Here is a 24291-nt window from a genome sequence, read left to right on the forward strand (position 1 = left end):
CTATCGCGACGTCACGCGGCCAAGGAAATCGGTGAGCGCGCGGCGATCCTCGGGCGAGCCGATGCGCTGCTCGGGCATCTTGGTACCGGGGGTGTAGGCATTCGGTCCAACCTCGAACAGCTTTGCAACCGTCTCCGGCGTCCAGACGATGTCCATCGTCTTCAGGGCATCCGAGAAGCGGTAACCCGGCAGCGATGCGATCTTACGGCCAAACAATCCGGCAAGCGTCGGGCCTGCGCGCTGGACCTCCTTGTCCGACAGCGTGTGACAGGCAACGCACGCCCGGAATACGTCGGCGCCATGATCGCCGGCATAGGCAGCGAGCGGATCGGCCGGAGAGCCCATCCGACTCGAGCCGACGGGATCGCCGGTGCGTGCATTCCACCGCCTGATCTTGCCGTCCGCGCCCCCCGTCATCAGCGTCTCGCGATCCGGAAGGAAGGCAACCGACCACACCGGCAGCCCGGGCCCGACCAGCGTGCGTAGCAGGCTGCGCGACTTGCGATCGATGATCGCAACTGTGCCGCCGATGCCGGCAGCGGCAATCAGCTTGCCGTCGGCCGACATGGTCACGGCCACCACTGGTGTTGGGCCGGCCGATATCTCGCCGCTGACCTTGCCGTCCGTGGTCAGCATCCGCAGCATGCCGTCGACCGCGCCTGTGACGATTTCACCGTCCGGCGCCACGGCTACTGCGTTGAGCGGAGCCGGCAACGTCACGACTTCAGGCTGGCCGCCCGACAACCGCCAGATGCGCAACGTAAGGTCATAGCCGGCGCTGACGAGCGACCTGCCGTCCGGCGTGAAGGCGACGCCGTTGACGTTCTGCGAATGCCCTTCGAGCACGCGCGACACGCCGTCCGACAGCGACCAGAGCCGCACCGTCCGATCCCATGAAGCCGATGCGAGCAGTGCGCCGTCGGGGGAGACCGCGAGTGCGACGATTGGACCGACGTGTCCCTCGAACACCCGGTCCGGCTGCCGCCGGCCCGCCGTCCAGACCGCAATTCGTGCATCGGCACCCGCCGTGATCATGCGGCCGTCGTTCAGAAAGGCGACGGCATTGACCGCATCAGCATGATACCGCAGCACCTCCTCCGCTGTCTCCGCCTTTAGCGACCAGCGAATGGCGGCTGAGTCGAAGCTGCCGGACAAGAGGCCGTCCCCATCGGGGGAAATAGCAAGAGCCCGCACGGAGCCGCCGTGTCCCGCCATGTCGGCGTGCACGGATGATACGGCCAAGATGGCCCACAAGGCTGCGGCGCCGCCCGCGCAGAAAGGTAGTGTCATTGACCCTCGCCGCGTCCCGTTCACGCTCTCAAGATTGCCAGAAGAGCCGACGGAGGAGAATATCCGAACCGATCTATTTGGCTGGTGCCGTCGTGGTTTTGGACGATCCTTGAGGCGCGGCCTGCATTCCAGGCGGACTCTGACCCTGGGGACTTTCGGCGGGCGCGCCACCCGAGCCTGTATTGATGGGGCCCGTCCAGCCTTGCGGCTGTGGTTGGCCCTTCTCCTCGGGAGGGGTTGGTGCCGCAGACGAGTTGGTTTGCGCGGGTTGGGCGGAGGCGCTCTGGAAGAAGCAGAGTGCCGCGAAGCACAAGATCGTTGTTGGCAATTTCACGTCGGATCCTCCGGTGCGTGTACTAAACAGGGCAACGCTGCCTTCCGTTCCGGAGCGTGCATTGCAACAACCTGACTTCGCTCATCCTCCGCTTGAACGCCGGTGGTCCGAAGACTAGTCTCGCGCTGGTCACGTCAAGGACGACTGGCATGCAGGGGCCAACGCGGCCATTTCTGCGGATGATGGCGCGGCTGCGCGCTGTCCGCGCGCTCGATGGGCCGCAAGATCCCATTTCCCGAGAAGCCTCGCCCTTCCTGATCCTCGTTGCCATCGTGCTTGCGCTTCTTCTTGCGATATTAGAAGTCGATCTGAATAGCGCGGCGCTTCGGTCCGTAGGCTTGCTGGGCGATGGATTTTCCATCGATCCCATCTTCAAGAGCCCATAAGATCGCCTGTGCCTTGGTGCGATCAACGAGTTTGCTCGCGGCAAGCCGTGTCGTATAAAACACCTTGACGTTTCGATCGAAGGAGGCTGCGGATGAAGGCTTTTCTTCTTGGCTGCGTCGCGGCCATGGTGATCGCGATTGCGGGAATGGCGGCCTTGAATCGGGTCCAGGAGCCCGTCGCCCAGGCGTTTGCTACGACCGGCGTGCGTCTCTAAGACACTCAAATCCCGCAGAGCGTTAGGCCCCGTCGGCCGGTGCCATTCTCCACGCTTCCGCGTGCGAAAGACCCCACGATCGTCTCGGCTTTCGAGACCGTCGGGGCATCCTGTATCGGCAAGACGACACGCGAGGAGTTCGAGAGCATCGAGCAACTTTCGTGCACGGGCCTTGGCGTTTGCGGTGCAAGGTATGCTGCAAACGCCGAGGGTGTGGACCATCGCAGCGTTCGGCGTCAGCTTTTCTCGACTAGCCCTACCCGTTTTGGCCTTTCGGTGCATACGAAAGCCGGAGTGCACATCCGTGTGGCCTTCACTCAATCGGCATCAGGAAACTGGCGCGTCGGAGCCCGCTACAAGACATTGATGCGACTGAGGCTTTCCGACGGCGCAAGGCGAAGGATGGGTGACCGCGAAGTCAGCAAGCCAGGCCGGTGCTTTGCGTGGAACCCGGCGAAGGCCGTAAAACCCTGAGTTCGTGCAATATTTTTGGACAGCTATTGCATGATAATCATAATATAAAAGACTATCTCCGCTTCGACCGCAGTTCCGATGGGAGGATAAAATGCGCAGGACTGGTGCACACAATTTTCCGGCAATTGATCGCGTGATCTATGGCAAACCGGCGGCTGAGGCCATCAACGAAGAAGCGGAACGACTGAAGGCAACGCGCGTCTTCCTTATCGTCAGCCGCACCTTGAACACCCAGACCGACGAGATTGAGAAAATCCGGCACACGCTGGGCGACAAACATGCTGCGACCTTCGACGGAATTGCACAGCACACCACGCGCAAGCAAGCTGCCGAAGTTGCGCTCCACGCCAAGGAAGCACACGCCGATCTCGTCGTGGCCGTCGGCGGCGGTTCTGCCGTTGACCTCGCCAAGATCGTCATCATGGCGATGGAGCACGATATCCGCGATGAAGCCGGCTTCGATCCGTTCCCCATGGGCCCGGGCGTGAGCCATTCCCCGTTCCGCACGCCTGCAGTCCGACAGATCGCCGTGCCGTCAACGCTGAACGGCGGCGAATACAATGCCGCAGCGCTTGTCACCGATGAGCGCAACAAGCTGAAGCAAATATTCTTTCACCCCCACATGATGCCGGTGGCAGTCATCCTCGACCCTGCCCTCACGCTTCATACGCCTTCGAACCTCTGGATGGGATCTGGCACTCGCTCCATGGATCACGGCATCGAAGCATTGTGCTCGCCAGCTGGCACCCCCCTTGCTGACGAAGTGGTTCTGGCGGGTATCCGCACGCTGCGCGATGGAATGCTCCGGACCCTGCAACAACCTGACGATTTCGAGGCGCGCCGCTTGTCTCAATACGGCTCATGGCTTGCGTCCTTTGGACTGCAGGCACGCGTTCCCATGGGCGCAAGCCACGGCATCGGCCACGTGCTTGGTGGGACTTTCGGGGTTCCTCACTATTATTGCACGCCCGTCATCATGCCGAGCCTTCTTCGCTATAACAAGCCGTTCACCGATGACGCGCAGAAGCGTTTGGCGGCAGCTTTGGGTGCTCCCGGTGGGGACGCGGCAGACGCCTTTGCGGAGTTCGTCAGGCAACTTGGACTACCGGGCCGCCTCGCTGAGGTCGGCATCGGCGAAGACAAGTTCGGCAAGATCAGCGAAATCGCGATCAACCATCGCTTCGTCAAAGCCAATCCGCGCCCCTTCAACGACCAAGCCGAAATCGTCGATCTGCTGCGAATGGCCGCGTAGCTGCCATGGCGGCGGCCGATGGTAGAGGCACGGCCGCTTGCCTCCGCCATCGCCCCGCTCCGCCCAGAAGCCAACGTCAGTTAAGCCGTGTCTCAATTGTCGGCCGAATGCGTTCTCTCGCAGTCGCTCGCGACCGGGCTGCCCAAAGCCTGCCGTCCGGCCTCCAGCAGGAGGTCGGACAAACGCTTGTCGTCGACCGCACGCGCCAGCACGACCGCACCGACCATGGTCGCAATTGCCCCGGCGGCCCTCTGTCTCACATCCGATGACGGCCTCGCCGAGGTCAGCCGCGCGATGATATCGATCATCTTGCTGAGCCCCCGTTCAAGGGTGCGCCGCGCCTCCGGACCTGAACGTCCGATGTCGGCGGCCAAGGCCGGCAACGCGCAACCGCGCCCCGGATCGTCACGGTGGAGAGGACCCAGGTAAGACTCGACAAGTGCGTCGAATCCCTTCCCGGCGGGCAGCCCCTGCGTGAGGCTGAGCCAATGCACGATCGTTCGATCCATGGCCAGGGCGAGCCCTTCGACGACCAACGCGTCGCGCGATTTGAAGTAGGCGTAGAAGCTGCCATGCGTCAGATTGGCGAGCTTCATCAGGTCGGCCACACTCAGGCCATCGGCGCCGGCCTGGCGCAGACCGCGGGAAGCGCTTTCGACGATGCGTCTGCGGGTATGCTGCCCATGGTCTTTCGGGTAACGCATCGCCTGCTCCGGGATGGCACAAGATATTCGCTGTTGACGATCCCATCACGGCCGGAGCTTCCAGCCCACGCAGAGACGACGAAATGTCGTCTGCAGCGCGGGTCGCAAGCCGTGGCTTCACGCGACCTTGAGATTGGCCCCACTGTCGGCATCAAGGAATCCCGTCAGCCTGCCCCTGATCAATCGCTCGGCGTCCGCCATGATGCGGTCGATCAACTCCTTCACGGTCGGAATATCGTGAATGAGTCCGACGACCATGCCGCAGCTCCAGGCGCCCGCGTCCATGTCACCGTCGATCATCACCCTGGGATAGACGCCCGCTACCTGATCATGGATGTCGTCGATCTTGAGGCTCTTGCCCTTCTCGCGCTCGACCTCGAGCAGATGCTCGACGCCCTTGTTGTTCAGGACCCGCTCGGTGTTGCGGAGCGCGCGCATAACGAGCCTGGTGTCGAGCTCGGACGCCGCGACCAGCGCCTTCTTGACGTTCTCGTGCACCGGCGCTTCCTTGGTGGCGATGAACCGCGTACCCATGTTCATTCCCGCCGCTCCCATCGCAAGCGCCGCAACCAGGCTGCGCGCGTCGGCCATGCCGCCGGATGCCACGAACGGGATCTTCAGTTCTTCGGCCGCACGCGGCAGCAGGATCATGTTGGGCATGTCATCCTCGCCCGGATGGCCGCCGCACTCGAAGCCGTCGACGCTGACGGCATCGCAGCCGATCTGTTCGGCCTTCAACGAATGCCGGACCGAGGTGCATTTGTGGATCACCTTGATGCCGCCCGCCTTCAGGGCCGGCATGTATTGTTCAGGGCTACGTCCGGCCGTCTCGACGATCCTGACGCCGCCCTCCCTGATGGCAGCGATATACTCCGGATAAGGCGGGGCGCTGAAGGTCGGCAGGAAGGTCAAGTTCACGCCGAACGGCTTGTCCGTCATGTCCCGGCAGCGCGCGATCTCCTTGGCAAGCAGCTCCGGCGTCCGCTGGGTGAGGCCGGTGATCAAGCCGAGCCCGCCGGCGTTGGATACCGCGGCTGCCATTTCGGCGAAGCCGACATAGTGCATTCCGCCCTGGATGATCGGATGTTCGATACCGAACAGTTCAGTGATCGCTGTCTTCACGAATGATCTCCCCGCGTTTCCGTCAGTGGATGATTTCAAACAAGCCCGCGGCGCCCATGCCACCACCGATGCACATGGTCACCACGCCGTATTTCGCCTTGCGCCGCCGTCCCTCGATCAGGAGGTGGCCGGTGAGCCGCGAGCCGGTCATGCCATAGGGGTGGCCGATCGCGATCGAGCCGCCGTTGACGTTGAGCTTGTCCGGATCGATGCCGAGCTTGTCGCGGCAATGGATTACCTGCACCGCATACGCCTCGTTGAGCTCCCAGAGATCGATGTCGTCGATCCTCAAACCGTGGCGCTTGAGCAGGCGCGGGATCGCAGCGACCGGGCCGACGCCCATCTCGTCCGGCTCGACCCCGGCGGCGACGAAGCCGCGGAAGATACCGAGCGGCTTCAACCCCTTGCTGGCTGCAAACTTGCCGCTCGTGATCACACAGGCCGAAGCACCGTCCGAGAGCTGGCTGGCATTGCCCGCGCTGATGGTCTTGCCCTCGAACACCGGCTTGATCTTGGCGAGGCCCTCGGCCGTGGTTTCCGGACGCGGGCCCTCGTCTTTCGTGAGCGTCACCGGTTCGTAGGTGACCTCCTTGGTGTCCTTGTTGACGAGCGCCATCATGGTCGTGAACGGCACGATTTCATCGCTGAAGCGGCCGGCCTGCAGAGCGGCGCCGACGCGGCGCTGGCATTCGAGGCTGTACTCGTCCTGCTTGTCGCGGCCGATCGTGTACCGCTCGGCGACGACCTCCGCCGTATCGAGCATCGACATGTACATTTCGGGCTTCATCGCCATCAGCTCGTCGTCAACGGCGTGGAATTTGTTCATGTGCTCGTTCTGCACGAGGCTGATCGACTCGATCCCGCCGCCGATGGCGACCTCGACCCCGTCCAGCATCACCGAGCGCGCGGCAACGGCGATGGCCTGCAGGCCGGACGCGCATTGCCGGTCGATCGTGGTGCCGGCCACCGTCACGGGCAGGCCAGCGCGGATCGCGCCCTTGCGCGCCACGTTCATCACCATGGTGCCTTGCTGCATCGCGCAGCCCATCACCACGTCTTCCACCTCGCCCGGCGTGATGCCGGCGCGCTTCACGGCTTCGGCCATCACATGCCCCGCCATGGTCGGGCCGTCCGTGTTGTTGAGCGCGCCACGATAGGCCTTGCCGACGGCCGTGCGTGCGGTGGAAACGATGACTGCTTCAGTCGTCATGCTGGCCTCTTCTCTTTACGCGGCCGCATCCAGCTGCGCGTAGCGCAGCACGTGGAACGCGGGATCGCCGAACTGGATGTTGATGGAGGAGATTCGCTTGAAATAGTGTCCGACGTTCAGCTCGTCGGTCATTCCCATGCCGCCGTGAAGCTGCACCGCCTGGTCGGCTACGAACTTCCCGGCATAGCCAATCTTTGACTTGGCCCCGGAGGCGAGCCGCGACAGGCCTGAATCACCGGCGTCGAGGCTGAGATTGAGATGCTGCATCAGGGAGAGCGCCTCCTGATGGGCAATGAACATGTCGACCATGCGATGCTGCAACACCTGAAAGGAGCCGATGGCGGTGCCGAACTGCTTTCGGGTCTTTGAATAGTCCAGCGTTGCGGCATTCAGCTCGCCGATCGCGCCGACGACCTCGGCGCAGAGCGCGCCGATCGCGCGGTCACGACAGGTTTCCAGCGCGGCAACGCCCTCGCCTTCTGCTCCCAGCAATTGCCCGCGGACCTCGCGCAAGCTGATCTCGGCCGCGCGGCGTCCGTCGATCGTCTTGAAGCTCTGGAGATTGACGCCCGCGGCATGGCGGTCGACCACGAACAGGCTGACGCCGCCGCGGTCGCGATTGTCGCCGGCGGTCCGCGCCGAAACGATCAGATGATCCGCCCACGGTGCTGCCATCACCATGGTCTTCTCGCCGCTCAGAACGTAGTCGTCTCCCTCACGCCGCACCTTGGTCGCGATATTGGCGAAATCGAACCGGGAGGCCCTCTCGGTCCAGGCCAGCGCCCAGATCCTGGAACCGTCGATGATGCCTGGGATGAATGCCTGCTTCTGCTCGGACGTACCAAGCTGCTCGATCAGGCCGCCAGCAAGCACCACCGTTTCGACGAAAGGCTCGACGACGAGGTGACGGCCGAACTCCTGCATGACGATCATGGTCGACAACGGACCGCCGCCGAGGCCGCCGGCATCCTCGGAAAACGGTGCCGCGAGCAGGCCGAGCTCGGCGAAGGCCCTCCACCGCGTCCGGCTGAACCCCTCCTCGCTCGCCACGATCTTGCGCCGCGCCTCGAAATCATACTGGTCGCGCAGAAGGCGCTGAACGCTGGATCGCAGTAATTCCTGCTCTTCCGTGAACTGAATATCCATCCGGTCCTCCCGATCCGCCGTGGCTTAGAGCCCGAGCACGGCTTTGGCGATGATGTTTCGCTGGATCTCGTTGGATCCGCCGTAGATGCTGAGCTTGCGCGCGTTCAGATATTTCTCGGACGCGGTGTGGCCGTAGTCCGGACCCGGCATGAAGTGGTTGTCACTGACCGGATGCTCGCGGATGGCAAGACCATAATTGCCGATCGCGCGGTGCGTGAGCTCGGTGATGTCCTGGAAGATCTCGGTGCCGCGGACCTTGAACAGCGACGCCGCCGGACCGGGATCGACACCACGCGCCATCTGGGCAACCACGCGTAGTTCGGTCGCCTCCAGCGCCAGTACGTCGAGCTCGACGCGGGCGATGTCGCGTAGAAATTCCAGATGCGCCGGATCGTCGGCCGGTATCTCGGCCTTCACGATCTGCTTCAGCTTCCGGAGATAGCGGGTGGACCGGCCGATGCCCGCCATGCTGGTGCGCTCGTTGCCGAGCAGGAATTTGGCGTACGTCCAGCCCTTGTTCTCCTCGCCGACCAGGTTCTCGACGGGCACGCGGACGTCCTCCAGAAAGACGTCGTTGACCTCGTGACTGCCGTCGATCGTGATGATCGGCCGAACGGTGACGCCGGGCGACTTCATGTTGATCAACAGGAAGGAGATTCCCGATTGCGGCTTCGCATTCGGATCGGTTCGCACCAGGCAGAAGATCCAGTCGGCGTGCTGGGCCAGCGTGGTCCAGGTCTTGTGCCCGTTGACGACGTAATGGTCGCCCTCGCGCACCGCCTTGGTTCTAACCGTAGCAAGGTCAGAGCCGGAGCCCGGCTCGGAATAGCCCTGGCACCACCAATCCTCGCCGGACAGAATTCGCGGCAGAAACTTCCTCTTCTGCGCCTCGTTGCCGAACGTGTAGATCACCGGCCCGACCATGGTCACGCTGAAGGCAAGCGGCGGCAGCGTTCCCGCCCGGGAGGTTTCCTGCTCAAAGATGAACCGCTGTGTGACCGTCCAGCCCGGCCCGCCATACTCCTTGGGCCACAGCGGCGCGATCCAGCCCTTCTTGTGGAGGATCCGGTGCCAGAGCAGTGACTGCTCCTTGGTCAGGTCGGTCTCCGGATTGGGCACGCGCATCTCCGCCGGATAATTGTCCGCGATGAAGGCGCGCACTTCATCGCGGAAAGCCGCGTCATCGGCAGACAGCGCAAGCTCCATCGTAAGGGCCTCCTTACCACTTCTCGCCGAAGGGACGGATTTCCAGCTCGAATGTCCACGCGCTCTTCGGCTGCTGATAAAGCTGCCAATAGGACGCAGCGACGGACGACGGCGGCATCAAGAGATCGGGATCGTCGAGCGCATTCGGACCGAGTGCCTCGAGCCGGCGCTGCCGCACCCATTCCGTATCGACGCCGGAATCGATGATGAGATGCGCGACGTGAATGTTCTTGGGGCCGAGCTCGCGCGCCATCGCCTGGGCCACCGCCCGCAGGCCGAACTTCGCGCTGGCAAAGGCGGCATAGCCGCTGCCGCCGCGGAGCGACGCTGTCGCGCCGGTGAAGAAGATCTTGCCGCCGCCGCGAGGCAGCATCAGCCGCGCGGCCTCGCGGCCGGCGAGAAAGCCGGAATAGCAGGCCATCTCCCAGACCTTGCGGAAGACCCGCTCGGTCGTATCGAGGATCGGAAAGTTGACGTTGGCGCCGATGTTGAAGATGCAGACCTCGAGCGGCGCATGCTTGTCGGCATCGGCGAGGAAGGAGATGACCTCCTCCTCCTTGCGGGCATCCAGCGAGCATGCATGGATTTCGCCTCCGGCGGCCTCGATCTCCTTGACGAGCGGCTCGAGCTTGGCCCCGTTCCGGCGCCCGGCGAACACCGTGAAGCCCTCCGAGGCGAACTTCTTGGCGATCTCGCCGCCGATATAGTCGCCTGCACCGATCACTGCGACGGTTGCATTTCTCTTTTGCATGGATCGTCTCCCGGTTGGATTGAACTTCGTTAGCTCGGCGGCTCTATGCCGTCCTTGCGACCGGCCTCGTTTGCTCGAGGATGGACTCCTCGACGTCACGAAGCTGATCCTTGCCGAAGAACATCTCCTTGCCGACGAAGAAGGTTGGTGACCCGAACGCGCCTCGGCTGACGGCATCGTTGGTCAGATCAATCAACCTCTTCTTGACGTCGTCCTGCTGGGCGCGAGCGATCAATCTGTCGATATCGAGCCCCGAAGCCATGAACGCGTTCCGGAAGATTTCGACGTTGTCCATCTTCTTCGGCTCCTCCCACATATGGTGATAGGCCGCACGAAAATAGGACTCGAACACGCCCTCGAACTGGGCTGCCACGGCGCCCCGCATCAGCATCAGCGTGTTGACGGGAAAGAAGGGATTCTGGCGGAATTTCGTGACGTTGTGGCGGCGGATAAACCGCTGGGTCTCAAGCGCCTGATATTCCGGCTTGTTCTTGATCCCACGAAGCGAGTCGAACGGCGACATGTTGCCCGTCGCCTTGTAGATGCCGCCAAGCAAGACCGGAACATAATCGAATTTCGCACCGGTGCGCTGCTCGATGCCCGGAATTGCCACCTCGGCCAGATAAGCGTTCGGGCTGCCGAAATCGAATTGGAATTCAATCTTCAAGGTCATCTCGGCTCCTCCCGCGGAACATGTGCTTGCACTGGCGATCCGGTCGCCGGCCTGACTTTCCTCAAACATACCGTTCTAAAATAGAACTGTCAAACGCTCCCGCAATCTGCTGATTTCGTCTAGTCTGGAAGGGTATTGTTTGGAGTTTAGTACCTATCTAGAATGGCAAATCCGCGCCGACCTCTGCAACGATTCGAGACGAGGTCCGTGCCGCGGCGGCGACTGGAGTGTGTGGATGAAGTGGAAGGAACTCGAGGAAGAGCCGTGCTCGATGGCCCGAACTATCGGCGTGATCGGCGATCGCTGGACTCTTCTTATCCTGCGCGAGTGTTTTCTGCGCACGCGCCGCTTCGAGGGATTTCAGTCGGCACTCGGAATCACGCGGCATTTGCTTGCCGAACGTCTGAAGAAGTTGGTTCGGCAGGGCATCCTGCGCCGCATTCCCTACCAGGACTCCCCCAAGCGGCACGAATATATCCTGACCCAGAAGGGGCTCGATCTGTATCCGATCATGATGGCAATCGTGCATTGGGGCGATATTCACATGGTCGACGAGCGCGGCCGCCCCTTGCTGCACCAGCATCGCAAGTGCGGAAAAGATTTCGATCCGGTCATGGTGTGCTCCGAATGCGGCGAGCCGCTGTCGGCCAAGGAGGTTCATACTCATCCCGGGCCGGGTGCTCGCAGCGCGCCGGCGGCAGCGGCGCCGACGACCTCGAAAACAAAGGCACGCTCGCGGGCCGCCTGAGGCTCGCGCATCGAAGGCCTCCCGCGGCCGGAGGTGCCGCCAGATGCGATCTGGCGGCAAGGGAGTGAGTAACGACCGCACGGGACAGGCTCGCTCTCAGACCCGGATCACATCGGCGCCAGCTTCGTGGGTGTAGAGACGCTCAACCTGTTCGGATCGAACTTTCAGCACCGCGCGTTGGTTGACATAGGCCTTGTCGGTGATCTCGCCTGCCGCCATTGATGGCGGGTCTTTCAGCAGAACGAAGGAGCAGATCCGTTCGCTGCTTCCGACGGCCTCATTGTAGTCCCGAAAGCGATCCAGCAGGAACCCGACCACGGCGGGATCCGAGGTCAAATCCGCACCCGGAGTTTTCGAGATCCGTGCGGCCTCCGTGGGATTCAACCAGCAGAGCAGCGCGCACGCCTCACGATTTTCGCCCGCGACCACCATGTCGAGCAAGACACCGCGCGTTGCGGCCAGGATTGCCGCGCGCATATTGCTGATCGAGACCCAGGTCCCATTCGCAAGCTTGAAGTTCTCGGAAATTCGTCCGGTAAAGCGCAGCCCGAGCTCAGGCTTCTGCGGATCCAGAAACGAGACAGTATCGCCGATGCGATAGAAGCCTTCCTCGTCGAAGGCCATTTCCGTCAAATCCGGCCGCCCGAGATAACCCGGCGTGACGTTGGGTCCCTTGACCCTGACCTCGTAAGTATCCGAGACCGGAATGAGCTTGAGCCGCAGTCCCGGCGCGGGAAGACCGATCTCGCCGGGTCGATCTGTCGCCCAATGGGTCGTACTGATGGTCGGGGCGGTTTCGGTCGTACCGTAACCCGACATGACCGGAATTCGCCGGCCGGTCACCGAGAGTGTCAAGCGATAGAGCTTCTCCAGCGTGTCCTTTGAAATTGCAGCGCCGGCATAACTCATTCGGTCCATCCGCTTGAAGACACTGGCGCCCAGATCGAGATCCTTCTCGACCGCGTCACACAGCAGGTTATAGCCGGCAGGCACGTTGAACATGGCGGTCGGCGACACTTCCTTGAGATTGGCGACAGTCTTATGAAAGAGCTGCGGCAGCGGACGGCCGTCGTCGATATAGAGCGTCCCGCCGTTCTTGAGGATGCCGTGAAGAATGACGTTGCTCCCCATCGTGTGGTGCCAAGGCAGCCACTCCACCTGGACTGGCGCAGCCGGAGGAGACACGAGCTGGCTACCCATTTGCAGGGAGCTTGCCATCATGCGGTGGGTGTTGAGCACGCCTTTCGGAAAGCCTGTCGAACCCGACGTGAAGAGTATCTTGGCGACCGCGTCGCACGAGACCGCACGAGATGCCTCGGCAAATCCGTCGCACGCGGTTTTGGCTGTGAGGGTACGAAAGGGCACCGTGTCCGGCGCGCCATCGACACTGATCCAGGTCGCGGCCGCCAATTCCGGAATGGTACGGCCTGCGGAAAACTCACGTCCGCTTTGGACGAACACGAAGCTCGGGCGCAGCACTTCGGCGATGTCCTTGAGACGAGCAAGTCCACCGGGCATCAGCGTGTAGTTTGGCGATATCGACGCCAGGATGACGCCGATAGACATCGCCGCAAACGAAACCACGGCGTTCTCGATCGAGTTTCCGGAGAGGATGGCCAGCTTGTCCGCTGGCTTTGCGCCCAGATCAAGCAGACTCTGGCCTACCGCCTGGACCTGAGACCATGCCTCGCTGTAGGTGATCTCGTCCCACCCACCCTTCGCATTGCGCTGCGCGAGAAATATCCGGTCCGGGGTGGCGCTTGCCCAGCTCGGCAGAAAGTCCGTGATACGCCAGTCACACGGCTTCCACTCGAGGGGTGAGCTCAATATGAGCGCGCCATCTGGTCGGCGCTCGATTGAAACCTCGCGCGGCGCAAACGTCAGTGCCTTCGTCGACATCGAATTGATCTCCTGAAGTACCGGAATGGCGATCGCAGCCGTTGCGCTCGTGTCGAGCAGGACGCCGGCGCCGGCACGTCGTCAATGCCGCTCGCCTCTCGCCTGTTACGTGCTCATTCGGACCTGGCGTCCAGCACTTCTCCGAAGGCTTCCCAAGTCGAGCCGGTCCATCGCTGCAGGCGCATCTGCGTCCAGATCATGTTCTCGGTTTCGCTGGTGTTGATCTTGATGCCCGGCAGTGCGGTCGGGACGACGAAGTCCCGGAGGTTCTTGGCCTGCGCCAGGATGTTCTTGCGGGACAGGTCATCGCCGCATTGTTTCAAGATCTGTTCCAGCAGGATGCCCTGCTGATAACCGGTGAGATAGCTGCCGTTGGTGATATCGACGCCGGGCAGATATTTGTCGATAAACGCCCGATAGGCCTGCATGCCGGGATCATCTTTCCACTTCGGATCCACGACATCCTTGTTGATGGTGCCGACGATCACGCCAGTCGACTTGTCGAGGCCGGCCGGCGTGAGCGTGCCTCCAACCGAGCCGGACGGAAAGTTGATGATGACGGTCGCCTTCCAGCCGATCAAAGAGGCCTGCCGGATCGCCTGCGCAGCGAATTTCGGCGTGCCCGCGATCATCAGGGCATCCGCACCGGAGCTCTTCAGGTTGGTGATCTGCGAATCGACGGTCGGTTCAGTGACCTCATAGGACGCGGTGACGACCCTGCGATCGTAGTCCTTACCGAGAAACGCCTTGAAGGCGTTGACGTAGTCTTTTCCGAGGTCGTCATTCTGGTAGAGGATCGCATATTTGGCGTTCGGCAGAGCCTTCGTGAGGTATTTTGCGTAGATCTTTCCCTCGGTATCGTAGCTGACGAGACCTGTCGTGATCAGCGGGTAACTGGCGACGTCGGTGAACTTGGACGATCCGCTGACGATCGCGATGCTGGGCACCCCTTTCGACTTCAGGTATTTTGACGTTGCCGAAATGGCGGGAGTGCCGAGCTGGCCGAACATGAATGCAACTTCATCGCTCTCAACGAGCTTGCGAACCTGCTCCACGGCCTTGGGCGGGCTATAGGCATCGTCATAGGCGACGTAATTGATCTTGCGCCCGCTGATGCCGCCGCGATCATTCAGGGACTGAATGTAGGCGATCAGCCCCTTGCCCACGAGACCGATCGATGAAGCCGGTCCGCTGAACGGAAACACCCCGCCAATCTTGATTTCCGTCGCCGTAACCCCGGGCTCGTCGGCCGCGAATGCCGGGCTGCCCAACAGCACAAGCAGAACGGCAAGACTCTTCCATCTCGGCAACATCGGCATCCTCCCTGATGCGCACTCTTCGGGTGCGCCGTTCAATTCTTATGTGTCTCTACGGCTCGCCAGGCGTCATGCCGTGCGAGATCGAGCGCGCTCGCCAAGCGTCGATGGCCAAGCGCGTCAACCGTTGCGGCTCTTGGATCGGCCGCCTCATTCCTCGAATCTACAGTTCTTTTTTTGAACTCGTCAAGCGCTTAGATGCATCACCCCTGACAAAGGACGAAGCGCTTGCGATTTTTCGAAGAGTTGTACGCATAATTCGACACCGGCAGAGGTAGAGGCTGATACCGATTCCAGGCGCGGAGACGCCCCTTTCGGCCCCGGATATCGCGCGTCACAATACAAGACCAGTTCATTCTGTTCTTGAACTTACGAGATGATCGGAGGTGAACCGTAAAATGGCACCGAGGGCTGCGCTGCAACACGCCCGGCCAGCAGGCCAGCGATCCGCTTAGATGCGCGGCGCTCGATTGAAGGGCTCAGGCCATAGACAAAGGAACGTCAAAGCGGGAGCACGCTTCACTGAGAGGGGAGAATTCCAGGGTCTTCAAGACGTTCCGGGCGCAGGCGACGCCGCCCGTGATCTCGCGACACGGACGCTACGGGCCCAAGTTCGTGGATGGCGCCAAGACGTTCAAGGTCGGACGGCAGCGACCCTGATTCCAAGATGGGGTCGCTCGCCAATCCGCGCTGCGCGGAGCGATTGTCAGACTACAAGGTGCCGGAAACAGTCTCACTGCGCATGACACCGCCACCGCGCAATGCAAACGGCAAGGTTCTGAAAGCCGCGTTGCGCGAGAGCAAGACATGAAGGTCGCCACCTGGCACAACGGTACAATAAAACTGTACTGGCCCTTTCCGCCCTACGGCCCCGCCTTCCCCTTTCGCGCGGCGATCTGCTGTAGCGCCCAGCGCGCGTTCTTGCGCACGTCAGGATCGGGATCGTTGGCGATCACCACGAGGTATGCCTCGCCTTCGGGGGCGGCGATCTCGCCGAGCGCGGCAGCCGCCTCCTTCCGCAAATTCGCCTGCTCATGGTTGATGCAGTTACCGATCGGACGCAGGGCGCGCTCGACCTTCATCTTGCCGAGGCTGCGGATCGCCTTGAGCCGAACCTGCCAAAACCCGTCGGCAAGTGAGACGATAAGCTGATCGGCGGCGAGCGAGCCGTTGACGTTGAGCCCGAGCGTCTCGGCTGCCATCTCCCGGACCATCCAGTCCGCATCCCTGAGTGCGCGGGTGATCGTCTCGGCCGCAGGCTTCATCTGGGAGAAGGCGAGCGCGCTCACCGCGGCGCGGCGCACATGGGCGTCGGGATCATGGATCAGCGCGGTGAGCGCCGGGATCGACTCTTCGAGCTTCAGGAAACCGATGACGCCGATCGCCTGCACGCGGACGGCCGCGTCACCATCCTGGAGCGCTTCCAGCGCAGGCTTCAGCGTGTCCTTGCGGCGCAACTCCTTGAGCGCGCGCAGCGCGCCCATGCGGACGAAGGCGTGGGCATGCTTGACCAGCGGCAGGATGATTTCGGCGCAAGCGGGATCCTTGAATTCGGCCAAACTGTCGGCTGCGGCCGACGCCACGATCCGCTCGGGATCGACGAGCAGCTTGACCAGTGCATTCGCCGCTTCCCGCCCGTCGAACTCGCCGAGCGCCATCGCGACCTGCTGGCGCACGCCCGCGTCGGGATCAGACACCATGTTGGCGAGATGCGCGACCGCAACCGGATCGCCGGAATGGCCGAGCGCAATGATGGCGACGCGCCGCTCGGCCGGATCTGCGGCTTGCAACCGCTCGTCGGCGTCTTCGAGATCGTCATAGGATTCGAACGGACTCGACATGACTACCTCAAGAGATAGGGAATGTTCACGGTGACGGCGCCGGTCGGGCAATCGGCCTCGCAGGGCATGCAGTACCAGCACTCGTCATAGGCCATGTAGGCCTTGTTGGTCATGTCGCTGATGCGGAGCACGTCGAGCGGGCAGACGTCGACGCAGACGGTGCAGCCCTTGTCGGCGATGCATTTGGCGTCGTCGACGACCACCGGGACCGACGTCTGATAGGACGCGAGAGGCATCGTAGATCTCCTGTTGCTTGTCGTTCGATGGATCAGGCGGTCGCGCGGATGCGCTGCTTGTCGTAGAGGTCCTTCTCGTCGTCCGCGATCGGGACGACATAGGGTTCGACCGCGCGCTTCTCACTGGTCATCCTGCCGTTCTGTTTGCTCAGCAGGGTGTGGCAGAACCAGTTCTCGTTGTCCTTCTCCGGGAAATCCGTGCGCCAGTGATAGAGGCCCCAGCGGCTCTCCTCGCGATACAAAGAGGCATGTACCGCCATGTCGGCGCAGTCCATGATCGACTGCACTTCAAGGGCGCGGAGCAGCTCGTGTGCGTTACGTGCGATCATATGCTCCTGCATGTCTTGCCGCGCCTCGGCGAGGCGGCGCATGCCGAGCTCGTATTTGCGCGTGACCTTCGGCGGCTGGAGATAGTCGTTGACCAGGCGCCGCGTCTTGTACTCGACCTGGTTCGGCGGAATGCCGTCCTCGCGCCTGGTCGGCGCCATCACGCGGTCGCGCTCCCTGGCCACGTCGGCGGCATCGAACTCCGCGAAGTCGTGGCTGTCGGCGAACTCCATCGCGTCGATGCCGGCCACCGCGCCGTTGGTGAAGGCGCCGAGCATGTAATTGTGCGGCACGCTCGCCATGTCGCCGGCGGCGTAGAGGCCGGGCACGGTGGTGCGCGCATTGTCGTCGACGAACACGCCGGAGGCGCTATGGCCGGAGCAAAAGCCTATCTCGGAGATGTGCATCTCGATCGAATCGTTGCGGTAATCGACCCCGCGTCCCTGCTGGAACAGGCCACGCGTCGGCCGCTCCACCTTGTGCAGCGTTGATTCGATTTCCGAGATCGTATCCGGGTGGAGATGCTTGAGCTGGAGGAACACCGGGCCCTTACCCGACAGCAGCTCGTTGTAGAATTCGAGCATCATCTGTCCGGACCAGTAGTCGCATTCGATAAAGCGCGATCCCTCGTTGTTGGCGGTAAAGGCGCCGAAGGGACCGGCGACATAGGCGCATGCGGGACCGTTGTAATCCTTGATCAGCGGATTGATCTGGTAGCATTCGAGGTTCGCAAGCGCGGCGCCGGCGTGATAGGCCATCGAATAGCCATCGCCGGAATTGGCAGCATTCTCGTAGGTTCCGAACATGTAGCCGGAGGTCGGCAGACCCAGGCGGCCGGCCGCGCCCATGCACAGGATGACGGCCTTGGCCTTGATCACCAGCATCTCTGCGGTACGCGTATTGACGCTGACCGCGCCAGCGATGCGCCCATCTGCCGACTTGAGCAGTCGCGTCGCCATGTAGCGATTGGAGATCAGGATTCGGGCGCGCCGGAGCTGGCGGTAGAGCGCCTTTTTCACTGTCTCGCCGTTCGGCATCGGCAGCACGTAGGTGCCGATATGATGCACCTTCTTGACGGCGTAGTCGCCGTTCTCGTTCTTCAGGAAGCGGATGCCGAAGCTGTCGAGCTCTTCGATGATGCCGTAGCAGTTCTGCGCGTACTTATAGACCGCCTTCTGGTCGACGATGCCGTCATTGGCGATGGTGATTTCCTTGGTGTACTGCTCCGGTGTCGCATAGCCGGGGATGACGGCATTATTCAAGCCGTCCATGCCCATCGAGATCGCGCCGGAGCGCTTGACGTTGGCCTTTTCGAGCAGGACGACATTGGCCTTCGGATTCTTCAGCTTCGCCTTCAGTGCAGCCATCGGGCCGGCTGTGCCGCCGCCGATGACCAGCACATCGCAGGAAACCTCCGAAAGTCCGTCGACGATCTGATCTAGTGCCATCGCTTGCTCCTGGTTCGCCGGCATTTCCGGCGCCTTTGCATCAGATTTGTTCAGAGGGCGTCGCGGCGATAGCAATTAGTTGTCGACGGGACGCGATTTGCCCCTCAGCGCTCGACGAACGCCTTTTCGATCACGAAATGCCCGGGCTGGCTGTGGTTCCCCTCGACGAAGCCACGCGCGGAGAACATTGCGGGCAGTTCCTCCAGCATCGCCGGGCTGCCGCAGAGCATGATGCGGTCGGTCTCGATATCGAGGCTGCCCTGCCCGATATCGTCGAAGAGCTGGCCCGAGGCGATCAGATCGGTGATGCGGCCACGATTCCTGAACGGCTCTCGGGTGACCGTCGGATAGTAGACGAGGTTGTCGCGGATCAGCGGTCCGAAGAACTCGTGATTGCGGAGGCCTTCGATCACGTGCTCGCCATAGGCGAGCTCAGAGACTTGGCGGCAGCCATGGGCGAGCACGATCGTCTCATAGTTCTCGTAGACGTCGGGGTCCTTGATCAGGCTGGCGAACGGCGCGAGCCCCGTGCCGGTCGAAAGCAGCAGGAGGCGCTTTCCCGGAATGAGGTTGCCGGTGATCAACGTCCCCGTCGCCTTGCGGCCGACCAGGATGATGTCGCCTTCGCTGATCTTCTGGAGGCGCGAGGTCAGCGGACCGTCCTGCACCTTGATCGAGAAGAACTCGAGCGCTTCCTCGTGATTGGCACTCGCCATGCTGTAGGCCCGCATCAAGGGCTTGCCCTCGACCTCCAGCCCGATCATGGCGAACTGGCCGTTCTGGAAGCGAAAGCCGGGATCGCGCGTCGCGGTAAAGCTGAACAGGGACTCGGTCCAGTGCCGGACCGACAGAACCGTCTCTTTCTGAAATGCGCTCATCTCGTCTCCGTGCCTCGATCGCGCACAAGGTTTCGGAGAGACGGGCATCCGGCAACGCGGAAGTGAAACTCCCGGTCGATTAGTTTCACATTTCGCGGGCGATGATCGGAGAGCGGCCGGCGTTGGCAACTAGTTGCTATTCGCACTCGTCTGCAACGCCGTAGAAGAGGGTCGGAGATACGTCATGACCATGACCTTGGTAGTACCGACCGTGGCCGACTACGAAGCCAGCGCCGATCTGGCGATGCTCCTCGTCCGCACCACGCTGGACGACGCGCTGAGCGTCCCTGCCGAAAAACTTCGCCTCTCCTGCAAATGCGCCCACTGCATCCGTGCCCGCTTCGACGGCCGTTTCCCCGAACACTTTCCCGGCATCGCCATCACCGAGATCGGCGATCTCGGCTATGGGCTGAACATCTCGTTCTCGGACGGACATAACAGGGGGATTTATCCGAAGACGTATTTGCTGAGCCTGGCGGGGCGCTGACCCGCATCCACACTCGTCATTCCGGGGCGCCCGAAGGGCCAGCCCGGAATCCATAACCCCCGCTCGTGGCTATTGATTCCGGGCCTGCGCGCTTTGCGCGCATCCCGGAATGACGCAGGAAGTTTGCGCTTTCCCATCTGGCACGGACATTGCTCCTCTTTAGAACGATTTGAACGTTCCGGAGGCAGATGATGTTGCAGGCGGCGAATGCGGTTCGCGGGGCTGTTCCCCCGGCAGTCCGGCCAGCAGGCAGCTCCTCGCTGCTGCTCACCGAGAACCAGCAATGGATCGGCGGGCCCCCGCCGCTGATGGATAAGCTCTCCCCGCGCGAGCGGGAGCAGGTGCTGAAGCAAGGCCGCCGAAAAGTGCTCAACCGCGGCCAGACGCTGTTCAGCCAGGGGGGCAAGCATGACGGCATCTGGCTGATCGAGAGCGGCCGTATCCGGGTGTTCTACACCTCCCCACTCGGGCGCGAGATCACGCTGGCCTATTGGCATGTCGGCAATTTCGTCGGCGGGCCGGAAGTGTTCGAGGGCACGGTGCATCAATGGTCCGGTGTTGCGTCCAGCAATTGCAGCGTCGTGCACCTTCCCGGAAAGGAGCTGCGATCCCTTGCCGTCGAGATCCCGAACCTCGCGATCGGCCTGATCGAAGGCCTGACGTTCAAGGGCAAATGCTATTCGGCTCTCGCCCAGATGCTGGGAACGCGCTCGATCACGCAGCGCCTTTCGCATTTGCTGCTGCATCTCGTCGAGCTCTATGGTGTTGAGGACGCCGACGGCAGGGTGATCGCGGCCGCCTTTACCCATGCCGACATCGCGCACATGGTCGGTGCCACCAGGCAATGGGTCACGATCAGCCTGAAGCGGATGCAGGAGAAGGGAATCGTGCAAACCAGGCGGTCACAGATCGTGGTCTGCCGGACGGACGTGCTGGAGGAGATGCGCGGCCACGCATCCGATTGACCGAATTTGCGACCATCGCCCCTGCTCAGGCAAGCGGCTTTATAGTGCAGAACTGCTCAAGGAGTATGCAATCAGCCTTTCCCGGCAACTAATCGACTGCAGCGCTCATTCCGGATTTGCCCTGTCCGGGCCCTCACCCAATCATGGCAACCACAGCACATCCAACCGAATGAGGATGAGAATGGTCCGCCGTCTTTCCACGCTCTCGATCGCGACGTCGGTGACGTCGCTTGCCCTTCTGGTCGCGCAGCCGGCCTCGGCGGAAACCGTCACGCTTGGCATCGGAACGCAGGATACGACAACCAACACGGTGACCGCCGGTGTCGTCATCCGCCAATTGCACCTGCTCGAAAAATATCTGCCGAAGGACGGCAAATACAGCAACATCAAGTTCGAGCTGGAGTGGCAGAACTTCACCTCCGGCCCGCCCGTCACCAACGCGATGATGGCGAACAAGCTGCAGATCGGCATGATGGGCGACTATCCGCTGATCGTGAACGGCTTCACCTTCGAAAGTAACCCCGAAAGCAAGAGCCGGCTGATCGGTATCGCCGCCTACAGCCTGTCCGGCTCCGGCAACGGCATCGTCGTTCACAAGGACTCGCCCTATTACGATCTCGCTGATCTCAAGGGCAAGCTCGTCAGTGTACCGTTCGGCTCCGCCGCCCATGGCATGGTGCTCAAGGCGATGCAGGACCGTGGCTACACGTCCGACTTCTTCCAGCTCGTCAGCCAGAGCCCGGAGGTCGGCTCGACCAATCTCCAGGAAAAGAAGATCGACGCGCATGCCGACTTCGTTCCCTTCGCCGAGCTGCTGCCGTTCCGCGGCTTCGCGCGGAAGATCTTTGACGGCGTCGAGACCAACGTACCGACCTTCCACGGCATCGTGGTCCGCACCGATTTCGCCGATAAATACCCGGAGGTCGTCACCGCCTATCTGAAGGCGGTCATTGCCGCCAATCAGTGGCTGCGCGACGATCCCAAGCTGGCCGCGGAGAAGATCCAGGAATGGACCGGCATCAGCAAGGAAGTGGTGTACATCTTCCTGGGGCCCAGCGGCAACATGACCACCGATCCCACGGTCAAGCCGGCATTGATCGACGCTGCCACCGCCGACGTCAAGGTTCTGCAAAATCTCGGCCGGATGAAGGAATTCGATCCGAAAAAATGGGTCGACGATGGCCATATCCGCAAAGCCTATGCCGAGATGAAGCTCGATTACGACGCGCAGCTCGCGAGCACCAAGAATTACGAGATCGCCGGCGAAGACACCTTCTGCAAGAAGCCGATCACCGATCCGCGCAAGGCCGGTGAGGTCTGGGTGGATGATGCCGGCATCATGCCGTTTGCGTCCGCGGCGTGCACCCTGGGGGCCTATGCCGACTTCAAGGCCAAGGGCAAGAAGATCAACGTCGCCTACGTCTTCGACACCACGCGCGGCATCAAGCTGTTCGCCGACCAGGCCTTCTTCGCCGTCGGCGATGGCGACGTCGCGCCGTTCCTGCTGAAGAAGGACGCCGAAGCCTATGCCGCCAGGATCGGCGGCAAGGTGCTGGGCTTCGACGACGCGGTGAAGGCGGCGGTCGGCGGAGGCAAGACGTGAGTAGTCCCGCCATCCTCAGACATCCCGAGGACAGCATGCCGGCAACAGCCATTGCAGAGACGGGCGTGGAGCCCGTCGCCACCCCGCCCTCCTTCGGAACGCTCGCGCTGCGCTGGTATCGACTGAACCGCGGCGGCCTGCGCGCGATCGCGATCGGCATCACCTCGCTGCTGGCATTCCTGCTGGTCTGGCACCTGCTCACGACCTATCGCGTCGTGTTCTTCGTGCGATTCACCAATGTGCCCTCGCCGCTCGCGGTCTATGCCAGTTTCACCAAGGCGATCCACGATCCCAAATTCCTGATGCACATCGTCTTGAGCTGCCGGCGCATCCTCGTCGGCTTCTCCCTTGCAGCCATCGTCGGGGTGCCGCTCGGTCTCGTGATGGGCCGCTTCAAGCTCGTCCATGAGATCATCTTCCCGGTCGCCGAAGTGCTGCGACCGATCCCGGCAATCGCCTGGGTGCCGATGGCGATCATGCTGTGGCCGACCAACGAGCAGAGCATCGTCTACATCACCTTCCTCGGCTCGTTCTTCCCGATCCTGGTGAATACACTTCACGGCATGACGCTGGTCGATCCCGTGCTGGTGCGCGCAGCACAGTGCCTCGGCGCGCGGGAGCGCTCGATCTTCCGGGAGGTGTATTTTCCGGCATCGCTGCCGCACATCTTCACCGGCCTCACGGTCGGCATGGGCGTAGCATGGGTCTCGCTGATCGCGGCCGAGATGATCTCCGGCCAGTACGGCATCGGCTACTTCACCTGGGAGGCCTATTCGCTGGTCCAGTACGCCGACATCGCGCTCGGCATGATCGCAATCGGCGTTCTCGGCCTGGGATCGAGCCTGCTGATCCGGGGCGCCGGACAATTGGTGATGCCGTGGAGAGCAAAATGAGCGAGATCCCCGCCAAGGCACCGCAAGGCCATATCGACGTCAGGAGCTTCTCCCTCAGCTATGACGGCATCGAGGGACCGGTCCAGGCGGTCACCGATACGCAGATCCATGTGAAGCCGGGCGAGTTCGTCTCGATCGTCGGGCCCTCCGGCTGCGGAAAATCGACGCTGCTCAATGCGGTCGCGGGCTTCCTCAAGCCGACCACCGGTATTGTCACCGTCGACGGCGAGCGTGTGAGCGGACCCAGTGCCGAGCGCGGCATGGTGTTCCAGCAATATTCGCTGTTCCCCTGGAAGACGGTGCGGGAGAACGTCGAATTCGGGCTGAAGATGCGCGGCATGCCTCGCTCGCAGCGTGAGCGCGCCGCCCGGACGCTGCTCGGGCTGGCGGGCCTGGAGGCTTTCGAGAAGCACTATCCGGAAAAGCTCTCCGGCGGCATGAAGCAGCGCGTCGGCATCGTCCGCGCGCTCGCCACGGGGCCGAAAGTGCTGTTGCTGGACGAGCCCTTCGGTGCACTCGACGCCCAGACCCGCGTCATCATGCAGCAGATCCTCACCAACATGTGGCAACGGCTGAAGATCTCGGTGCTGTTCGTCACCCACGACATCGACGAGGCGATCTTCCTGTCCGACCGGGTCTACTGCATGACCGCGCGCCCCGGCTCGATCAAGGCGGAGATCCCAATTCCGCTGGAACGGCCGCGACAGCAATCCATGATGATGTCCTCGGAATTTTTGGCGCTGCGCCGCGGGCTGATGTCCCTGATCCGCGAGGAGAGCCTGAAGGCGATGGGCGGCGAGATCAACGACCTCGGCATGCGCGGATTGAACATCGAGCTGCATGGCCAATCTTTGGCCGAGGTACTTTAGGCGAAGCCCCCCGCACTG

Annotated in this window: 24 protein-coding genes; 10 read left to right on the top strand and 14 right to left on the bottom strand. The window is 62.3% G+C overall.

What is annotated here, in order from left to right; genetic code table 11:
* The gene (locus CIT37_RS25810) at nucleotides 1-1290 is read right to left on the bottom strand and encodes a c-type cytochrome (protein ID WP_167456577.1); all 1290 of its coding nucleotides are present in this window, start codon (nucleotides 1288-1290) and stop codon (nucleotides 1-3) included.
* Between the two features lie 483 nt (nucleotides 1291-1773).
* Between CIT37_RS25810 and CIT37_RS25815 the strand changes: the two genes are divergently transcribed.
* From CIT37_RS25815 to CIT37_RS25825, 3 genes are all read left to right on the top strand, one after another.
* Entirely contained in the window at nucleotides 1774-2010 is a 237-nt protein-coding gene (locus tag CIT37_RS25815; RefSeq protein WP_244611279.1) for a hypothetical protein, read from the top strand.
* A 92-nt stretch (nucleotides 2011-2102) separates the two neighbouring features.
* Complete coding sequence (locus CIT37_RS25820; RefSeq protein ID WP_275937768.1) at nucleotides 2103-2225, top strand: hypothetical protein; 123 nt, start codon at nucleotides 2103-2105, stop codon at nucleotides 2223-2225.
* A gap of 565 nt (nucleotides 2226-2790) precedes the next feature.
* Nucleotides 2791-3951 carry an iron-containing alcohol dehydrogenase gene (locus CIT37_RS25825; RefSeq protein WP_028143614.1) on the top strand — a complete coding sequence of 387 codons (1161 nt, stop codon included), beginning with the start codon at nucleotides 2791-2793 and terminating at the stop codon, nucleotides 3949-3951.
* A gap of 92 nt (nucleotides 3952-4043) precedes the next feature.
* On the opposite strand, the gene CIT37_RS25830 is transcribed toward CIT37_RS25825, so the two are convergent.
* From CIT37_RS25830 to CIT37_RS25860, 7 genes are all read right to left on the bottom strand, one after another.
* Nucleotides 4044-4655: a TetR/AcrR family transcriptional regulator gene (locus CIT37_RS25830; protein WP_049806587.1), complete on the bottom strand. Its 612-nt coding sequence runs from the start codon at nucleotides 4653-4655 to the stop codon at nucleotides 4044-4046.
* A gap of 117 nt (nucleotides 4656-4772) precedes the next feature.
* The gene (locus CIT37_RS25835; RefSeq protein ID WP_038970430.1) at nucleotides 4773-5777 is read right to left on the bottom strand and encodes an NAD(P)H-dependent flavin oxidoreductase; all 1005 of its coding nucleotides are present in this window, start codon (nucleotides 5775-5777) and stop codon (nucleotides 4773-4775) included.
* A gap of 22 nt (nucleotides 5778-5799) precedes the next feature.
* Nucleotides 5800-6987 carry an acetyl-CoA C-acyltransferase gene (locus tag CIT37_RS25840; RefSeq protein WP_095426570.1) on the bottom strand — a complete coding sequence of 396 codons (1188 nt, stop codon included), beginning with the start codon at nucleotides 6985-6987 and terminating at the stop codon, nucleotides 5800-5802.
* 15 nt (nucleotides 6988-7002) lie between these two features.
* Complete coding sequence (locus tag CIT37_RS25845) at nucleotides 7003-8133, bottom strand: acyl-CoA dehydrogenase family protein (RefSeq protein WP_095426569.1); 1131 nt, start codon at nucleotides 8131-8133, stop codon at nucleotides 7003-7005.
* Nucleotides 8134-8157: 24 nt separating this feature from the next.
* A complete protein-coding gene (locus tag CIT37_RS25850) occupies nucleotides 8158-9339 on the bottom strand; it encodes an acyl-CoA dehydrogenase family protein (protein WP_095426568.1) in 1182 nt (393 codons plus the stop codon).
* Nucleotides 9340-9352: 13 nt separating this feature from the next.
* The gene (locus CIT37_RS25855; protein ID WP_038970433.1) at nucleotides 9353-10090 is read right to left on the bottom strand and encodes an SDR family oxidoreductase; all 738 of its coding nucleotides are present in this window, start codon (nucleotides 10088-10090) and stop codon (nucleotides 9353-9355) included.
* A gap of 43 nt (nucleotides 10091-10133) precedes the next feature.
* Nucleotides 10134-10763, bottom strand: a complete 630-nt coding sequence (locus tag CIT37_RS25860) for a 2-hydroxychromene-2-carboxylate isomerase (protein ID WP_095426567.1) — start codon at nucleotides 10761-10763, stop codon at nucleotides 10134-10136.
* A gap of 235 nt (nucleotides 10764-10998) precedes the next feature.
* On the opposite strand from CIT37_RS25860, the gene CIT37_RS25865 reads away from it, so the two are divergent.
* The gene (locus CIT37_RS25865) at nucleotides 10999-11511 is read left to right on the top strand and encodes a winged helix-turn-helix transcriptional regulator (protein ID WP_095426606.1); all 513 of its coding nucleotides are present in this window, start codon (nucleotides 10999-11001) and stop codon (nucleotides 11509-11511) included.
* Between the two features lie 96 nt (nucleotides 11512-11607).
* Here CIT37_RS25865 and CIT37_RS25870 read toward each other — a convergent pair whose 3' ends face one another.
* Together CIT37_RS25870 and CIT37_RS25875 are read right to left on the bottom strand one after the other, a co-directional pair.
* Nucleotides 11608-13410, bottom strand: a complete 1803-nt coding sequence (locus CIT37_RS25870; RefSeq protein ID WP_095426566.1) for an AMP-binding protein — start codon at nucleotides 13408-13410, stop codon at nucleotides 11608-11610.
* 113 nt (nucleotides 13411-13523) lie between these two features.
* A complete protein-coding gene (locus tag CIT37_RS25875) occupies nucleotides 13524-14723 on the bottom strand; it encodes an ABC transporter substrate-binding protein (RefSeq protein WP_038948946.1) in 1200 nt (399 codons plus the stop codon).
* 670 nt (nucleotides 14724-15393) lie between these two features.
* On the opposite strand from CIT37_RS25875, the gene CIT37_RS25880 reads away from it, so the two are divergent.
* The gene (locus CIT37_RS25880; RefSeq protein WP_154694137.1) at nucleotides 15394-15537 is read left to right on the top strand and encodes a hypothetical protein; all 144 of its coding nucleotides are present in this window, start codon (nucleotides 15394-15396) and stop codon (nucleotides 15535-15537) included.
* A 52-nt stretch (nucleotides 15538-15589) separates the two neighbouring features.
* On the opposite strand, the gene CIT37_RS25885 is transcribed toward CIT37_RS25880, so the two are convergent.
* From CIT37_RS25885 to CIT37_RS25900, 4 genes are all read right to left on the bottom strand, one after another.
* Nucleotides 15590-16567 carry a HEAT repeat domain-containing protein gene (locus CIT37_RS25885; RefSeq protein ID WP_028143604.1) on the bottom strand — a complete coding sequence of 326 codons (978 nt, stop codon included), beginning with the start codon at nucleotides 16565-16567 and terminating at the stop codon, nucleotides 15590-15592.
* Between the two features lie 2 nt (nucleotides 16568-16569).
* Entirely contained in the window at nucleotides 16570-16803 is a 234-nt protein-coding gene (locus CIT37_RS25890; RefSeq protein ID WP_007593252.1) for a 4Fe-4S dicluster domain-containing protein, read from the bottom strand.
* 32 nt (nucleotides 16804-16835) lie between these two features.
* Entirely contained in the window at nucleotides 16836-18578 is a 1743-nt protein-coding gene (locus CIT37_RS25895) for a fumarate reductase/succinate dehydrogenase flavoprotein subunit (RefSeq protein ID WP_028143603.1), read from the bottom strand.
* A gap of 104 nt (nucleotides 18579-18682) precedes the next feature.
* Complete coding sequence (locus tag CIT37_RS25900; RefSeq protein ID WP_095426565.1) at nucleotides 18683-19456, bottom strand: ferredoxin--NADP reductase; 774 nt, start codon at nucleotides 19454-19456, stop codon at nucleotides 18683-18685.
* 190 nt (nucleotides 19457-19646) lie between these two features.
* Here CIT37_RS25900 and CIT37_RS25905 point away from each other — a divergent pair, with 190 nt between their 5' ends.
* The 5 genes from CIT37_RS25905 to CIT37_RS25925 all read left to right on the top strand — a co-directional run bounded on the left by CIT37_RS25905 (nucleotide 19647) and on the right by CIT37_RS25925 (nucleotide 24273).
* Nucleotides 19647-19943, top strand: coding sequence for a gamma-butyrobetaine hydroxylase-like domain-containing protein (locus tag CIT37_RS25905; RefSeq protein ID WP_028143601.1), 297 nt, complete (start codon nucleotides 19647-19649; stop codon nucleotides 19941-19943).
* Nucleotides 19944-20131: 188 nt separating this feature from the next.
* A complete protein-coding gene (locus CIT37_RS25910) occupies nucleotides 20132-20908 on the top strand; it encodes a Crp/Fnr family transcriptional regulator (protein WP_095426564.1) in 777 nt (258 codons plus the stop codon).
* Nucleotides 20909-21089: 181 nt separating this feature from the next.
* On the top strand, nucleotides 21090-22511 hold the full coding sequence (locus tag CIT37_RS25915; protein ID WP_028143599.1) for an ABC transporter substrate-binding protein: 1422 nt from the start codon (nucleotides 21090-21092) through the stop codon (nucleotides 22509-22511).
* Nucleotides 22508-23404, top strand: a complete 897-nt coding sequence (locus CIT37_RS25920; protein WP_028143598.1) for an ABC transporter permease — start codon at nucleotides 22508-22510, stop codon at nucleotides 23402-23404. Before CIT37_RS25915 ends, CIT37_RS25920 begins: the two co-directional genes overlap by 4 nt.
* Entirely contained in the window at nucleotides 23401-24273 is an 873-nt protein-coding gene (locus CIT37_RS25925; RefSeq protein ID WP_028143597.1) for an ABC transporter ATP-binding protein, read from the top strand. The genes CIT37_RS25920 and CIT37_RS25925 overlap by 4 nt, the downstream gene beginning before the upstream one ends.
* Nucleotides 24274-24291 lie beyond the last annotated feature (18 nt).

The organism is Bradyrhizobium ottawaense (assembly GCF_002278135.3).
GTDB classification, from domain to species: Bacteria; Pseudomonadota; Alphaproteobacteria; order Rhizobiales; family Xanthobacteraceae; genus Bradyrhizobium; species Bradyrhizobium ottawaense.